This is a genomic window from Streptomyces sp. WG7 (assembly GCF_049975785.1).
Lineage (GTDB): Bacteria > Actinomycetota > Actinomycetes > Streptomycetales > Streptomycetaceae > Streptomyces.
Window position 1 is genome coordinate 127,552 of sequence record NZ_JBNGGE010000003.1, and the last position, 15,430, is coordinate 142,981.

Annotated in this window: 11 protein-coding genes; 3 read left to right on the forward strand and 8 right to left on the reverse strand. The window is 68.5% G+C overall.

Annotated elements, in window-relative coordinates; translation table 11 throughout:
• The first annotated feature begins 28 nt into the window (after window positions 1–28).
• The 3 genes from ACP4J0_RS05080 (at window position 29) to ACP4J0_RS05090 (ending at window position 7,290) form a co-directional block, all read left to right on the forward strand.
• Window positions 29–2,977, forward strand: coding sequence for a helicase-related protein (locus tag ACP4J0_RS05080; RefSeq protein WP_426597374.1), 2,949 nt, complete (start codon window positions 29–31; stop codon window positions 2,975–2,977).
• Window positions 2,977–6,957 carry an Eco57I restriction-modification methylase domain-containing protein gene (locus tag ACP4J0_RS05085; RefSeq protein ID WP_426597375.1) on the forward strand — a complete coding sequence of 1,327 codons (3,981 nt, stop codon included), beginning with the start codon at window positions 2,977–2,979 and terminating at the stop codon, window positions 6,955–6,957. Before ACP4J0_RS05080 ends, ACP4J0_RS05085 begins: the two co-directional genes overlap by 1 nt.
• A 75-nt stretch (window positions 6,958–7,032) precedes the next feature.
• Window positions 7,033–7,290 (forward strand): hypothetical protein, encoded by a 258-nt coding sequence (locus ACP4J0_RS05090; protein WP_426597376.1) that lies wholly within the window; start codon window positions 7,033–7,035, stop codon window positions 7,288–7,290.
• Between the two features lie 132 nt (window positions 7,291–7,422).
• Here ACP4J0_RS05090 and ACP4J0_RS05095 read toward each other — a convergent pair whose 3' ends face one another.
• The 8 genes from ACP4J0_RS05095 to ACP4J0_RS05130 form a co-directional block, all read right to left on the reverse strand.
• A complete protein-coding gene (locus ACP4J0_RS05095) occupies window positions 7,423–7,608 on the reverse strand; it encodes a DUF397 domain-containing protein (RefSeq protein WP_426597377.1) in 186 nt (61 codons plus the stop codon).
• The gene (locus tag ACP4J0_RS05100) at window positions 7,605–8,468 is read right to left on the reverse strand and encodes a helix-turn-helix domain-containing protein (RefSeq protein ID WP_426597378.1); all 864 of its coding nucleotides are present in this window, start codon (window positions 8,466–8,468) and stop codon (window positions 7,605–7,607) included. The genes ACP4J0_RS05095 and ACP4J0_RS05100 overlap by 4 nt, the downstream gene beginning before the upstream one ends.
• A 409-nt stretch (window positions 8,469–8,877) precedes the next feature.
• Window positions 8,878–9,804 (reverse strand): phosphotransferase, encoded by a 927-nt coding sequence (locus tag ACP4J0_RS05105; RefSeq protein WP_426597379.1) that lies wholly within the window; start codon window positions 9,802–9,804, stop codon window positions 8,878–8,880.
• 5 nt (window positions 9,805–9,809) lie between these two features.
• Window positions 9,810–12,464, reverse strand: coding sequence for an ATP/GTP-binding protein (locus tag ACP4J0_RS05110; RefSeq protein WP_426597380.1), 2,655 nt, complete (start codon window positions 12,462–12,464; stop codon window positions 9,810–9,812).
• A 264-nt stretch (window positions 12,465–12,728) separates the two neighbouring features.
• Window positions 12,729–12,914 (reverse strand): DUF397 domain-containing protein, encoded by a 186-nt coding sequence (locus ACP4J0_RS05115; RefSeq protein ID WP_426597381.1) that lies wholly within the window; start codon window positions 12,912–12,914, stop codon window positions 12,729–12,731.
• Window positions 12,911–13,771 (reverse strand): helix-turn-helix domain-containing protein, encoded by an 861-nt coding sequence (locus ACP4J0_RS05120; RefSeq protein ID WP_426597382.1) that lies wholly within the window; start codon window positions 13,769–13,771, stop codon window positions 12,911–12,913. The genes ACP4J0_RS05115 and ACP4J0_RS05120 overlap by 4 nt, the downstream gene beginning before the upstream one ends.
• A gap of 153 nt (window positions 13,772–13,924) precedes the next feature.
• Window positions 13,925–15,058, reverse strand: coding sequence for an ATP-grasp peptide maturase system methyltransferase (gene tgmC / locus ACP4J0_RS05125; protein ID WP_426597383.1), 1,134 nt, complete (start codon window positions 15,056–15,058; stop codon window positions 13,925–13,927).
• A complete protein-coding gene (locus tag ACP4J0_RS05130) occupies window positions 15,055–15,309 on the reverse strand; it encodes a hypothetical protein (protein ID WP_426597384.1) in 255 nt (84 codons plus the stop codon). Before ACP4J0_RS05130 ends, tgmC begins: the two co-directional genes overlap by 4 nt.
• Window positions 15,310–15,430: the final 121 nt, after the last annotated feature.

Sequence of the window (15,430 nt, forward strand, 5' to 3'; positions counted from 1 at the left end):
GCCACCTTCCGAGGATCTGACGACTGACATGGCACTCACGTACTCCGCAGGCTCCCTGGTCACCGCACGCGGCCGGGAATGGGTCGTGCTCCCGGAGAGCGAGCCCGACCTGCTGGTGCTGCGCCCGCTGGGCGGCTCGGACGACGACATCGCGGCGGTGTTCCCGGCCTTCGAGACGGTGAAGGGCGCCGAGTTCGCGCCGCCGGAGCCCGGCGACCTCGGCGACCAGCGGGCGGCCGGCCTGCTGCGCACCGCGCTGCGCGTCGGCTTCCGCTCGGGCGCGGGCCCGTTCCGCTCCCTGGCGGGGATCGCGGTGGAGCCGCGCGCGTACCAGCTCGTCCCGCTGCTGATGGCCCTGCGGCAGAAGACGGTCCGCATGCTGATCTCCGACGACGTCGGCATCGGCAAGACGGTGGAGGCGGGCCTGATCGCGAGCGAGCTGCTCGCCCAGGGCGAGGCGACCGGCCTGGCGATCCTCTGCTCCCCCGCGCTGGCCGAGCAGTGGCAGCAGGAGCTGCGCACGAAGTTCGGCATCGACGCGGAGCTGGTCCTGTCGTCGACGGTCTCCCGCCTGGAGCGCGGCCTGGACCTGGGCCAGTCCCTGTTCGACAGGTACCCGCACGTGATCGTGTCGACGGACTTCATCAAGTCCACCCGCCACCGCGACGACTTCGTACGCCACTGCCCCGACCTGGTGATCGTCGACGAGGCGCACACGTGCGTGGCCGCCGACGACACGAAGGCGAGCACGCAGAACCAGCTGCGCTACGAGCTGCTGCGCCGCGTCGCCGAGGACACGGAGCGGCACCTGCTCCTGGTGACGGCGACCCCGCACAGCGGCAAGGAGTCGGCGTTCCGGAACCTGCTGGGCCTGGTCAAGCCGGACCTCGCCCACGTCGACCTGGACTCGCAGTCCGGCCGCAAGCTGCTCTCCCAGCACTTCGTGGCCCGCAAGCGGGCGGACGTACGCCAGTACCTCACCAAGGAGGACGGCCTGGCCGACGACTCCCTCGCCGAGCGCACGGCGTTCCCGTCCGACCGCTACTTCAAGGACGAGACGTACAAGCTCTCCCCCGAGTACCGGGCGCTGCTGGACGACGCGATCGCGTACGCGAGTGAGCGCGTGGAGGAGGCGGGCGGCCAGGGCCGGCGGGAGGCCCGTATCGCCTGGTGGTCGGCGATCGCGCTGCTCCGCTCGCTGGTCTCGTCGCCGAGGGCGGCCGCACAGACGCTGCGGACCCGTTCCGCCGCGGCCGTGGCCGCGTCGGCGGAGGAGGCGGACCGGCTCGGCGCCCCGCTGACCAGCGACTCGGCGGACAGTGACGCGCTGGAGGGCATGGACGTGGCCCCGGGCGCGGAGACGGAGGAGAACGCGGGCTCGCGCCTGGCCGAACTCGCGGAGCGAGCGCAGGCATTGGAGGGCCCGGCACAGGACCTGAAGCTGAAGGCGCTCATCAAGCATCTCAAGGCCCTGCTGGCCGACGGCTACAACCCGATCGTCTTCTGCCGTTACATCCCGACCGCCGAGTACCTGGCCGAGCAGCTCGGCAACGACCCGGAGACGAAGAAGCGCAGCCCGCTCGGTGCGAAGACGGTGGTCAAGGCGGTCACCGGCACGCTCTCCCCGCAGCAGCGCATCGACCGCATCGAGGAGCTGGCGGCGGAGGCCGGCGAGGACGCCGCCGCACGCCGCGTCCTGATCGCCACCGACTGCCTCTCGGAAGGCGTCAACCTCCAGCACCACTTCGACGCCGTCCTCCACTACGACCTGGCGTGGAACCCGACCCGCCACGACCAGCGCGAGGGCCGTGTCGACCGGTACGGGCAGAAGCGCGACGAGGTCCGCGTCATCACGCTGTACGGCGACGACAACGGTATCGACGGCAAGGTACTGGAGGTGCTGATCAAGAAGCACCGCCAGATCAAGAAGGACCTCGGCATCTCGGTCTCCGTGCCGGACGAGATGTCGACGGGCGTGACGGACGCGATCGTGGAGTGGCTGCTGCTGCGCGGCCGGCAGGGCGAGCAGGAGGCGCTGTTCGGGTCGGACTCCTTCCAGCAGAGCTTCGCGGACCTGGAGCAGGACTGGAACTCGGCGGCCGACCGGGAGAAGGCGTCCCGGTCGCGGTTCGCTCAGCGGTCCATCCACCCGGAGGAGGTGGCCCGGGAGGTCGCCGCCGTTCGGGAGGCGCTGGGTGGCGCGGGTGAGGTCGACACGTTCGTACGGGAGTCCCTGAACGCGCTGGGCGCGGTGCTGCGCGATTCCGGTGCTTCCGGCGCGGACTTCACGGCCCAGGTCGGAGGCACGCCGGTGGGTCTGCGGGATGCGCTGGCGCCGGTGGTGGGAGCGGAGACGGTCGAGCGTGACCGTCCGATCCCGTTCCGGTCGAGTCCGGCGGTGGCGCGGGGCGAGGCTGCGCTGGTCCGCACGGACCCGGTGGTGGGCGCGCTGGCGTCGCACGTGCTGAACGCGGCGCTGGATACGCAGGCGGACGGCGCGCGCCCGGCCCGCCGGTGTGGCGTGGTGACGACGGACGCCGTGACGACGCGTACGACGCTGCTGCTGGTCCGCTACCGCTTCCACCTGACGTTGCCGTCCCGGAACGGTGAGAAGCAGGTGGTGGCGGAGGACGCCCGTTTTCTGGCCTTCGAGGGCGCGCCGAGGAACGCGGTGTGGCTGCCCCAGGAGCGTGCAGTGGAACTGCTGGAGGCGCGGGCGACGGAGAACACTGCCGCGGCATCCGGAGAGCGCACGATGACCCGCATCCTGGGGCAACTGGGCGATGTGACCCCGTACCTGGAGTCGTACGGCGATGAACTGGCCGCCGAGCTGGACGCCTCGCACCGCCGGGTGCGGGCCGCGTCGGGCGAGATCGTACGGGGCCTGTCGGTCACCGCCCAGAAGCCCGCCGACATCCTCGGCACGTACGTCTACCTGCCCGCGACCGCCTCTGTTCCCGCTGGAGTGTCCGCCTGATGTCCGCCACCACCCGCAACCAGGTGTTCACCGCCGTCCACACCGTCGGCGGCCTGCTGCCGGCCGACATGCTGGTCCGCATCTCCGAGGGCAGGGACGTCCCCGGCTCGAAGCCCGCCGACTACGGCCTGCCGTCCTCACGCTCGGTACGGGACGAGGCCGAGCGCAGCTGGGAGTACCTGAAGCCGCTCTGGCGCGACCTGCGCAAGCACTTGCCCGAGGACCGGGAGACGGGCCTGCCCGCCAGCGACCCGACGGGCCGCGCGGGTGCCGACTGGCTGGCGCCACTGTGGCGGGAGCTGGGCTTCGGCCGCCTGACGCCGATCGGCACGGTGGGCGTCCGGGCCGACTCGGACACGGAGAAGCAGTTCGAGGTCTCGCACCGCTGGCAGCACGCGCTCGTCCACCAGGCACCATGGAACGCCAACCTGGACAAGCGCCCCGGCGGCGCGGGCACGGTCCCGCCGCAGTCGATGCTCCAGGAGTGCCTGAACCGGATGGAGGCCCACCTGTGGGGCGTCCTGACCAACGGCCGCCAGGTACGGCTGCTGCGCGACTCCAGCGCGCTGGCCACGGCGTCGTACGTCGAGTTCGACTTGGAGGCGATCTTCGACGGCGAGCTGTTCAGCGAGTTCGTGCTGCTGTACCGGCTGCTGCACGTGTCGCGGTTCGAGGTGGCGGAGGGGGCGGCGCCGTCGACGTGCTGGCTGGAGAAATGGCGCACCGAGGCAATCGCGTCGGGCACGCGTGCCCTGGACCAGCTCAGGAAGGGCGTCCAGCGGGCGATCACGACCCTGGGAACGGGTTTCTTGAAGCACCAGGACAACCGGGAGCTGAGGGAGCCCCTGGAGGTCAAGACCTTCCACTACGCGCTCCTGCGCCTGGTCTACCGCCTGCTGTTCCTCTTCGTCGCCGAGGACCGCGAAGTCCTGCTGTCCCCGTCCGCGGACGAGACGGCGAAGGAGCGGTACGCCACGTACTTCTCCTCGGCTCGCCTGCGCCGACACGCGCTGCGGCGTCGCGGCACGGCCCACGGCGACCTTTACCAGGCCCTGCGCTTCGTGCTGTCGGGCCTGGGCAACGACGACGGTCTCCCGGAGCTGGGCCTGCCCGGCCTGGGCGGCATCTTCGACGACACGGAGGCGGACAAGCTCCTGCACGGCCTGTCCCTGTCGAACGAGCCGCTGCTGGAGGCGGTGCGGGCGCTGTCGATTGTTAAGGACACCAGCAGCAAGCGCAACCGGGTGGTGGACTACCGGCACTTGGACGCGGAGGAGCTGGGCTCGATCTACGAATCCCTGCTGGAGCTGGTCCCGAAGCACGACGCGACCGAGCGCACCTTCGAGCTCGTCGAACTGGCGGGCAACGCGAGGAAGACGACGGGTTCGTACTACACCCCGTCCTCGCTGATCGAGTGCCTGCTGGACTCAGCGCTGGACCCGGTAATCGACGACGCGGTGAAGCGCGGCGAGATCCGCGCGACGCGCTCGGGCCAGCCCGACCCGGGCCCGGCCATCGTCGAGGAACTGCTGAACCTGACGGTGTGCGACCCGGCGTGCGGGTCCGGCCACTTCCTGGTAGCTGCAGCACGGCGCATCGCCAAGCGCGTGGCCGCGGTGCGTGAGCAGAACCCCGAGCCGACGATCGATGCGGTGCGGCACGCGCTGCACGAGGTGGTCGCGCGGTGCATCTACGGCGTGGACCTCAACCCGATGGCGGTCGAGCTGGCCAAGGTGTCGCTGTGGCTGGAGGCCCTGGAGCCGGGCAAGCCCCTGGGCTTCCTGGACGCCCACATCAAGCACGGCAACGCGCTGATCGGGGCCACGCCGGCGCTGCTGGCCGAGGGCATACCTGACGACGCGTTCAAGCCGATCGAGGGCGACGACAAGAAGGTTGCGTCGGCCATCAAGAAGCGGAACGCCACAGAGCGCGGCGGTCAGTTGAGCTTCCACACGGAGGAGCGCATATGGGTCTCCAACGCGGCCTTCGCGGCCAGCCTGCGGGACATCACCGCGGCTCCGACCAACACCCTGCGCGACGTCCGCCTCCAGTCAAGCCGCTTCCGTGACCTGGAGCAGTCGGCGGATTATCTCCGGGCGCTACACATCGGCGACGCCTGGTGTGCCGCCTTCGTCTGGCCCAAAACCCAGGGCGCGCCGACCCCGGTGACGGAAGGGGTTTTCCGGGACCTCCAGAGCGCGGGCGCGGGTATCCCGGTGAGCACGAACGACGCGATCATCCGGCTCGCGCAGCAGTACAAGTTCTTCCACTGGCACCTGGAGTTCCCGGAGGTGTTCGCGGTCTCGGAGGCTGCGGACGGGGACGTTGATCCGTCGGTGGGCTGGGCTGGGGGCTTCTCCTGTGTGCTGGGGAATCCGCCGTGGGAGCATCTGGAACTGAAAGAGCAGGAATTCTTCTCCTCTCGTGCCCTGCACATCGCCGAAGCGTCGGGAGCCGCACGGAAAAAGCTGATCTCCGCTCTGCCCGCGGAGAACGCCGGACTGTACGAGGAGTATGAATCGGCGAAGCGTCAGATCGATGGCGTCCGCAACTTTGCGAACAACTCGAACGTGTTCCCTCTCTGCGGACGCGGCCGCATCAAGACTGATCCCCTCTTTGCGGAGCAGGGTCGTGCGCTGATCGGACCCGGCGCCCGCATGGGTATGATCCTGCCCACCGGAATCGCGACGGACGCGATGGCGCAGTTCTTCTTCAACGACTTGGTGCAGACGAAGGCACTAGCCACACTCTATGATTTCGAGAACTCCGCACCCCTCTTTCCCGATGTGCACCGGTCATTCAAGTTCAGTGTCCTGTCCGTCACCGGAAGAGCGGCAGCAGAACGAGAGACACGCTTCGCCTTCTTCCTAAAGGATCCGGCAGAACTGGACGACGCGAACAAGACGTTCACCCTGACTCCCGACGAAATCTCTCTCCTCAGCCCGAACACGGGAACCTGCCCCATTTTCCGCTCACGCCGCGATGCCGAAATATCCCTGCTGGCGGCAGCCAAATTCGCCCCGCTGCGCCCCCTGAACACAAAGGGGCCCTACAGGCTGACCATCCGTCGTCTCTTCAACATGGGCCTTCCCGAGGTCGATTCCCTGTGCCCGCGGGAGCACACCCCCAGACCTGGAAATCTACCCATGCTCGAATCTAAACTCACCCACGCCTACAATCACCGCTTCGCTACATATACCGGTGGAGGCAACGAAAAAACGCGGTACGCAACCCAGGAAGAGATCAAAAATCCCTTCTGGACCAACTCCGGTCGCCGATCCATCGCCACGGACGAAGTAGATTCCAAATTGGCCTCCTTGTGGCGCCACCCCTGGCTCCTCGCATGGGCCGACGTGGCGCGCAACAACGACGAACGCACCCTCATCGCGTTCATCGGACCCCGGACGGCCACAGATTTCACGCTCCGCGTCGGATTCCCCGAGTCCGCCACCGGGGCTGCGCTCCTGCTGGCCACCTTTAACAGCTTCATGGTCGACTTCCTCCTCCGACTCAGGCAGGGCGGTCTTCACGTTTCCGACTACATTCTGGAACAAGTGCCGATTCCTTCGCCACAGATGATGGCCCGCCACGAAACGTTCATCGTACCGAGGGTTCTCGAACTCACCTTCACCTCGCATGACATGGCACCATTCGCTCGAGACTTCGGCGACAGCAAGGCACCCTTCCGCTGGGACGAAGACCGGCGCCGGACAAGCCGCGCCGAACTCGACGCTCTCTTCTTCCACCTCTACAGCATCAGCCGCGACGACGTGGACTACATCCTCGACACCTTCCCCATCGTCCGCCGCAAGGACGAGGCCAAGTACGGCACGTACCGCACCAAGGAACTGATCCTCGCCGAGTACGACCGCATGGCCGCCGCCGGCCTCACCCTGGAAAACCCCCTCGTCGACGGCGAGAACTACACCTCCACCCTCACCCCGCCCCCGGGCCACGGCCCCCGCCACCCCACTCCATGAGCCCCCGTCGATCGACAGCACAGCCCCACTGCGAGACGGCCCCACCGCCGTCCCGCCCTCACAGAAGAGAACTAGATGAGCAATCTGGGTCGATACCAGGACATCACGACGCAAGCAGCAGAAGCAGGTGGCGTCGACGAATGGATTGAGGCGATCAAAAAGGCCGCCCAATTGAAAGGGGTTGGAATAGGGGCAGTTGGCGCACTGGCTGCGACAGGGGTAGCGGCGTTCGCCGTGTCCCGCTATCAGGCCGTCAAAAAGGCTCGCGACGCATCGGCCAACGAGGCGGAAGAGCGGCTGAAGAAGAGCATCGAGGGCGAAAAAGGCCTCTGATCCAGAGGCTGACACCTGGAAGCGATACGTCGAGAGCAAGATGGCTGTTCAAGGCCAGCGCCACTGTCACTGGCCTTGAACTGCGCCCGAGCGGCCGGGCCGTCGGGGTGCCCAACCTGGGGCCGGCCATCGTCAGCCGAGGGCCGCGAAGCCCACGAAGTGCGCCCAGCACTCGCGCCTCACGGCGAACGGGGCTCGCGACACATCCTTCGAGTCCCGTACGTGGATGGCCTGCTCAGTGACGGCAACCTCCACGCAGCTGTCGCCCTGGGTGCCGCTGTAGCTGGACTTGAACCAGGCGAGTTCTGTCGTGCTCATCTCTCTCCTCGCAGTCGCTCCAGCAGACCCCTGGAGTCTTTGGGGTTGAGGGCCTGCGACCGCAGTGTGTCATAGCACTGATAGAGGAGGCTCACCTCTTTCGGGCCGGAGATCAGGCGGCCGTTCTGCTGCCCCTCGGAGTAGGCAAGCCTCCGACGTTCCGGGGTCTCCAGCAGTTGAACCGGACCGTCCAGACACCCATGAGACTCGGCGTCCATCGGCATCACCTGAAGCGTCACGTTCCTCGGTGCAGTCAGCTCCAGCACGTGATCCAGAAGTCCTCGCATCACCTCAGCCCCACCGAGCGGGCGTCGGAAGACATGCTCCTCCACGATGAAGTGGAACGTAACGTTGGGTCGCTCGGCGAGCATCGGCTGCCGCGCCAGCCGAGCCGTGAGCTGCGCCTCCAACTGCTCATCCGACAGCGGAGGAATACTGTTGTCGAAGACGGCCCGCGCGTACCTCTCGGACTGCAACAGCCCCGGAATCAACCGGCACTCGTACGTGCACAGGCTTACCGCCACTCGCTCCAGCTTCGCCCACCGCCGAAACCAAGCCGCCAGCCCCGCCTCCCCCCGCGTCAGAAACCGCGCCGAGTGCCGCAGCGCCCCCGTGTTCCCCAGCGCGGCCTCCGCCCGCTCGACGAACGACGCGTCCGGCATCCGCCGCCCCAACTCCACCGACTCCACCGTGTGCTTGGAGAACCGCACCAGCTCCCCGAACTGCACCCGGCTCAGCCCCGCGTGCTCCCGCAACGCCTGAACCACCGCCCCGAACGTCCGCAGACTGTCCGACGGATCCGGCTCCCGCTCCGCCTCGCACGCCGTCGCCTCGCCGCCTTCGCCTGCGCCACCGGTCATACGCGCCCACCTCCGCTTGCCTCTGTACGTCGCTCGTCGTCCCCACGATCGACAGCACCCAGCGTGACGTATCCGAAGCCGTACCGTCCACGGAATGTGCGCGTACGCTTACGCACCGTACGCCGTGGACCGTTGGGCGCGCCGTCGGTGCGCCCATCACAGCGCCCCCAGAAACAAGTTCGTGGTGCCCCGACGGCCCGAACACCGTCACGTAGTGCGGAAGGGCGGAGCCCGGCTACAGGCTTCGCCCTCACCACAGCCCCGGAGCTTGACGCATCGTCTAGGCCGTGGCCGGAGACCCGAACAGGCCCTGTTGATGGAGCTGGCGCCGCCCGGGGTCAGCGCGTCCGATTCCGCTGAACAGCCGGAGTGAAGGCCACTCCCTGATTACAGGGAGCGCCGAGAGTTCTTACACGCGATGGGCAACCGACTCGGTAAACCGGACCATCGCCCGGTGGTACGTCGCCCTCTCCGGGTTCGGGAACCGGACATTGTGGCGGTGGTAGCGGTGAAAGGCGATGATCAGTGCCGCGTGCTCGATCTCGAGGGGGAGAATCGCGCGGTCCACCGCGGTGAGGGGGCGGCTCTTCTCGTAGCCATCGAGGAGGGCGTGGAGACGGTCGGTAGCGAGAAGACCGGCTTCGTCCTGGGCAAGACCGACAGCTGCCATGCCCAGGTCGAGCAGGGGGTCGTCGAGAGAGATCGTCTCCCAATCCAGGATGGAGAGTCCGCCACCGTCACGGACAATGACGTTGTCGTCAAAGAGGTCTCCGTGCACCAGGCAGGGCACGCGGAGGTTGCCGGCCTCGGCGTCACGGACACGGTCGAGCCGGGACACAAGCCACTGGGCGAACTCCTGGTCGACAAACCCGGGAATCTCAGCCAGATGCTCCGAGGAGAGGCGACGAGCACTGAGCGGAACGTCGTCCAGCCCCTCGGCGTCTGGGGCAAGGGCGTGCAGACGGGCGAGGAGGTCACCCGCCTCGGCGAGCAGAGCGAGCGGCAGTGGTTGCTGGACTGCGCCGGCGATCCACTTCTTCAGAACGAGGAGGCGGTCGCCGATCGAGGCGATGAGTGAGCCGTCCGTGGCGGGGACGACCTCGCTGGTCGGCAGGCCGAGCCGGTGAAGGGCCTGGGTATGACGGGCGAGGGTGGTCGCGGTTTCCTCGTCGTGGTTGTCGAGCGAGGTCAGCACGTACTCACCCTGCTCTGAGGCGAGCCGGAAGCTCGAATTCGCGGCGCCACCGGAGAGCGGGGTGATCGACGCGCCCGTCAGCCCGTACCTGCCGGCAACGGCGGTGAGGTCGATCTGGTCGGCTGTGGTGTAGTGAGCCACCTGGTTCAAGCTCCTTGACGTGCTGCTGCTGACTCCCGTCGGCGGTCCTCGACGAGGCCGACCCAGCGTGCCCGCACCTGAGCGGTGGTGTCCAGCCATTCGGCGCGAGGGAAACCAGCGGGCGGTTCCTCGTCGGCCATGAGGTAGGTCAGTTCGGCGAGGTACCCGAACTCCACCCCGTTGACGCAGTCCTCCAGCAGGCGCTCCCGTGCCTGGGCGAGCGCGCCCGGGGCACCGGCGACGAGGGCGTGCAGACACGCGGCAAAGCGGACGTAGGCGACGGACGACGTCAGTCCGGCCTCCACGGCCTCCACGGCCACGGCCTCTGTGCGCTCCGGCAGATCGCGCGCGATGCCCGCGTCCCGCACCAGTCCCGCGATGCAGGTCTGCGTCTCGGCCCATCGGATAGAGACGCCTGCGAGGAGTTCCTCGGCCCGAGCGATCTGCTCGGCCGCCCGGGGGCGGTCCTGGAAGGCCGCGGCGAAGGCGAGGCAGGCCTGCGACAGGGCGGCTTCGCCGACCTGCCCGGCGGCCAGAGCCTGGTCACGGCCGGCCGCGTAGGCGGAGCATGCCAAGGCCATAGATCCCTGCGGCCACCACAGGTCTCCGAGGACACGGTCCTGGCGGCCTTCCGCTCCCAGGTGAAGTGCCGCTTCCCTGGCCTGCGGGAAGTCACCGATCCGGCGGGCAAGGTGGATCAGCCCCCGGCGGGCTGTCGCGGCGAGGCGGCCGCCCAGGTCGGCGACGCGCTGCATGCCGTCCAGGGACTCCTGGAAGTTGCCCAGATCCCGGTCGCACTCGGCCAGGAAGTAGCGCGGCAGTTCCTCCATACTCGGCGGCAGGACGCTGGCCCGCAGGACGTCGCGGAGCTGCTGTGCGGTGCTGCTGCGGTGTCGACGCTGCCGCTGGGCGATGGCGGAGAGGGTCGTGGCGAGTGCTTGGGCCGGGGTGGGAGTGGCGCCGTCCAGCGCGCCAGCGGGCGGCTCGATGGGTTCCCAGACGAAGTCGTCGACGTACTGGAACGCGGCATCCTCGAGCCAGCCGAGTGGGAGGTCGAACTGGTGGGACAGGGCCAATCCTTGGCGGAGAGCCGAGACCAGACGAGCGCGGTAGGACTTGTCCTCATGGCCGAGGGCGTCGAAGGCACGTTGCGCGGCACGCCGCCAGTCGGCACTGGTCCACCGGTCGTCGCTGGTCGAGTCCGCCTCCCGCACCGCGTCCCGGACCAGGGAGTGCAGGCGGTAGGGCCACGGAGCCCCGGGATCGTGGTCGACGAACGGCCGATCCACCAGATTCTGAGCCGGAGCGTCGTGGTCGAAGCCCGCAGCGGCAGAGGCGAGCGGTACGGAGAAGGTCTCCAGGAGGCTTACGGACCGCACGACGCGGCGCACCTCCGGGGACAGGTCACGGAAGGTCCGGGCGATCAGAGCGGGAAAGTCGAAGTTGAAATCGTGCACAGAGGGAGCGTTCCCCGACCGACGGTACAGATCAAGGAACCGCATCGCCGCCAGGTCGAGGTATAGCGGCAGACCGTGCGAGTTCGCCGTGACGAGATGACGGGTCGCGTCGTCCATCATCGGCCGACCGTCACGCGTCAGTCGCTGCGACAGGTAGGTCTCGCAGTCTCCGGCGGACAGGTAGCCGACCGTGTGCTGCCGGGGCTCTCGCGTCGCGCCCCCGACGAGCTGCGGCCAGCACTCCGGGCCTGCCCAGTCGAGCTGCCCCTCGAGCTGCGGGTCGTCCCACTGGAGACGGTTGCGGCCCGTGATGACGAACAGGACGTTCGGCATCAGCCACACCACCCGCTGGACAAGGCGCTCCAGATCACGATGCACCCGGTCCCCTACGTCCTCGAAAGTGTCGAGCAGTACCACCAGGGTCGCCCGGTGCTTGGCGGGGAGGCTCGCCAGGTCCCAGGCGAGAAGGTGCGGGTAATAGCTGAGCGCGTCCTGGTCGGGAACGGCTTCCAGGAGGTCGGCGAAGCGGCTGCACTCCGCCAGTGCCCTGATCCGGTGATGCCTTTCCCTCAACGCGCGGACGACGGTCCGTAACCCCTGGCCGACCACCTGGCCCATCGTGCCCGGAAGAGCCACCGCCTGCGCCACGTCCGCCAACGCCGACTGCATCTGTCCGGACAGGTTCCGAGCACCGGGAAGGGAACTCAACCGGGTACGGCGGCGGACGTACTCGTCGAGCGGTTCACCGGGATGGTTGTGCTCCCAGTACCGTTGGAGGGCGAGATCGAACGTCGGCATCGGCTGTCCGATCTCCGCCGCGGCCAGCCGGACGGCCAGGACCAACGACTCGAAATCGACGCCGGAATCGCGCGACAGATCTACACGCACCGGTACGACAGGGCCGATCCCCTCGTCCAGCGACGGCCAGTGGCCCTCGACCGGAAGCCCTCCCGACAGGTGCTTGGCCACACACCGGGACAACGTCGACTTGCCGATGCCACCGACGCCGTAGAACGTGAGCACATTACGGCGGGGCGCCTCGAGGTCCTGCACGTCGAAGCCGTCGGCACGAACGGCATCGACAAGGTGGGAGAGGCTTTGCGCCACCGAGTCCCACTCGTCACGCCTGTCCGCGAAATAGTCGACCGCCTTGACTTCACGATCGTTCGAGCGGAACAGCGCCCTCAGATCCGACCTGCTCACCAGTGCCCCTCTGCGTCGACAACGGTGCCAGAAGAGCAGCAGACCTAACTTACCGTCAAGTGTCGGTGACCCCGGGCAAACACTTCTGGCAAGGACGGCCCGGGCACCGTCACACAGCGCGGAAGGGCGAAGCCTGGCCAGGCTTCGCCCCTCGCCACCCACCAAGCCACGACGACGACAAACGGTGCACAGTCACGCACGCGTAGTCGACACGCACACCCGTGTGGCCGGGTCGCCAGGCGCCCGCGCCAGGGCCGGCTGTCGTCAGTCCCGCGCCGCGAGACCCACAAAGTGCGCCCAGCACTCGCGCCTCACGGCGAACGGGGCTCGCGACACGTCCTTCGAGTCCCGTACGTGGATGGCCTGTTCGGTGACGGCAACCTCAACGCAGTTGTCACCAGACGTGCCGCTGTAACTGGACTTGAACCAGGCCAGTTGCGTGCCGCTCATAGTTCTCCTCTGATCCGCTCCAGCAGGCCCACGGAGTCGTGAGGGGTGAGGGCCTGTGCGCGGAGTGTCGCATACCTCCGGTGGAGGACGGCAGCCTGCTTCGGATCAGCGATCAGTCGGCCGCTCTCCTGCCCTTCGGAGTATGCCAAGAGTCTCCCCTCCGGGGTCTCCAGCAGCGCCAGAGGGCCGTCCAGGCCCGCATGAGACACAGTGCGGGTAGGCATGACCTGCACGGATACGTTGCGGAGCCTGGCGAGATCCCAGATGTGGTCCAACTGGTCGCGCAGCACGCGCTCACCTCCGAGAGGGCGCTGCACGATGCTCTCCTCCATCACGAAGCTGAAGCTGGTGTTGGGCAATGCCCGGATGAGTCCCTGCCTTTCCATCCGGGCTGCCACCTGAGCCTCCATCTGTTCGTCGGAGAGGGGTGGAATGCGGGTTTCGAAGGCCGCCCGCGCATAGCCCTCCGACTGCAACAGCCCTGGCACCAACCGGCACTCATAGGTGGCGAGGCTCACCGCCGTGCGCTCCAGCCGAGCCCACCGCCGGAACCAAGCCGCCAGCCCCGCCTCCCCCCGCGTCAGAAACCGCGCCGAGTGCCGCAGCGCCCCCGTGTTCCCGAGCGCCTCCTCCGCCCGCTCCACGAAGGACGCGTCCGGCATCCGCCGCCCCAACTCCACCGACTCCACTGTGTGCTTGGAAAACCGCACCAGCTCCCCGAACTGCACCCGACTCAACCCCGCATGCTCCCGCAGCGCCTGCACGACGGCCCCGAACGTCCGCAGACTGTCCGACGGATCCGGTTCCCGCTCGCACTCCCCGCCCGGCACCGCCGGCTCCACGTGATCGGTCGTCATTCGAGGCCCACCTCCAGGTGCTCACACGCCAGGTCCCTCTCCCTGAGAACGCCCAGAGTGGCCAGAACGAATTCGCACAGTCCACCGAACGTGTCCGTACGCTGACTCAGCGTACGGACCGAGCAGGTCCGGTCCGGTCCCGGGAGGGCCCGCTCAGCTCGGCAGCCGCCAGCAGGGGCCGTCCGGGTCGCCCAGCCAGACGACCTGATCCCACTCGGTGACGGTCATGCCGAACGCGGTCCGGGCGGGCGAGCCCGCCTCCTGCCACGTGTCGAGCGCGTCCTCGACCTGGTCCCACAGACGCAAGGGCCCGTCCTGGTGCACCGTCCAGGCCTCGCCGTCGGGCTCGGTCCAGGCCTGCGAGCCGGTCGCCGCGTCGACCAGGGCGAGACCGGTCTCCGTACGAACCAACTCGGCGGAGGGCGCGCCGAGCTGAGCGACGAACAGCCCGGTCCAGTCGTCCAGGAGGTCCGGGCTCACCCGTGCGTTCCGCGTGCTGCCCGGGTGGGCGTAGAAGGTGGAGCGGGGCGGTCGCTCGTGCGGCCGGGCGAGCATGTACGACACCGGGTCGGCGGCGAAACGGCCGCGCGCGACGCCCTCATCGTCGAGGACGAGCCGGATCAGGCCGGAGCCGAGCATCCAGCCGCTGACCGTCGTGGTGATGCTGCCTCCGTCGCGGAGCTGCCACAACCACGAGGGAGGGACGGAACGCACGGCGCATGTCGCGATCACGCTGTCGTAGTCGGCGCCGTCCTGGTGACCGCGCAGGCCGTCGCCGACGACGAGGTGCGGGGAGCGGCCGGCGGCTCGGAGGTGCCGTGCGGCGGCTGCGGCCACCTCCTCGTCGTACTCGACGGAGTACACCCCTTCGTCCCCGAGCCGGTGGCAGAGGACGGCGGTGGAGTAACCCGTGCCCGTGCCGATCTCGAGGACCCTGTCGCCCTCTCGGACGTCGGCGAGTTCGAGCATTCGCAGGACGAGTGACGGAAGAGTGCTGGAGGAGGTCGGCCGCCCCGGCACGGGGCCTTCGGCTTCGCGGGCGCTGATGCCGTCGACCTGCGTCACCCAGGTGGTGTCCGAGTAGACCTTTCTGAGCCACTCGTCGTCGCCGAGTTGCTCACTGCGTACGGGCTCCCACTGGGTGCCGTGCGGACGGAACACGGCGTCTTCCAGGAACAGTTCGCGGGGGACGGCCTCGACGGCGGCACGCCACGCCGGATCGGTGAGCAGGCCCTGTGCGGCGAGTGCGCGGGCGAGGTCCTGGCGGAGGAATGTGCTGCTGGTCATCGGCCGTCCCGGTGGGGGTACTGGAGTTGGTCGGCGAGGGCTGCGGTGATCCGGTCGGTGACGGAATCGGGAAACCACGCGTACTGCCCGTTCGGGTTGCACTCGTACCAGTGCCACCGTCCGGCGGCGTCGAGTCCGAAGTCGAAGGCGCCGTAGGCGAGGCCGAATGCGGCGAGGTACTGGTGCACGGCCGCTGCGGGAAACGGCCGCATCCGGGTCAAGCCCCACGGCCTCGGATTCCGTGTCGTCATGACGAAGTTCCTTTCTCATCGGCCCTGCCGGGACCACACCGGGCACGACCGCGCAGCCGCTGCGCCGGCACTCGGACCCACGTTCATCTGCACACGGACAAGGACCCCGGGTCACCGGCGC

Excerpts from the sequence above, each read along its gene's own strand:
- ACP4J0_RS05080 (WP_426597374.1), top strand. The coding sequence starts at position 29 with ATGGCACTCACGTACTCCGCAGGCTCCCTGGTCACCGCACGCGGCCGG.
- ACP4J0_RS05085 (WP_426597375.1), top strand. The coding sequence starts at position 2,977 with ATGTCCGCCACCACCCGCAACCAGGTGTTCACCGCCGTCCACACCGTC.
- ACP4J0_RS05090 (WP_426597376.1), top strand. The coding sequence starts at position 7,033 with ATGAGCAATCTGGGTCGATACCAGGACATCACGACGCAAGCAGCAGAA.
- ACP4J0_RS05095 (WP_426597377.1), bottom strand. The coding sequence starts at position 7,608 with ATGAGCACGACAGAACTCGCCTGGTTCAAGTCCAGCTACAGCGGCACC.
- ACP4J0_RS05100 (WP_426597378.1), bottom strand. The coding sequence starts at position 8,468 with ATGACCGGTGGCGCAGGCGAAGGCGGCGAGGCGACGGCGTGCGAGGCG.
- ACP4J0_RS05115 (WP_426597381.1), bottom strand. The coding sequence starts at position 12,914 with ATGAGCGGCACGCAACTGGCCTGGTTCAAGTCCAGTTACAGCGGCACG.
- ACP4J0_RS05120 (WP_426597382.1), bottom strand. The coding sequence starts at position 13,771 with ATGACGACCGATCACGTGGAGCCGGCGGTGCCGGGCGGGGAGTGCGAG.
- tgmC (WP_426597383.1), bottom strand. The coding sequence starts at position 15,058 with ATGACCAGCAGCACATTCCTCCGCCAGGACCTCGCCCGCGCACTCGCC.
- ACP4J0_RS05130 (WP_426597384.1), bottom strand. The coding sequence starts at position 15,309 with ATGACGACACGGAATCCGAGGCCGTGGGGCTTGACCCGGATGCGGCCG.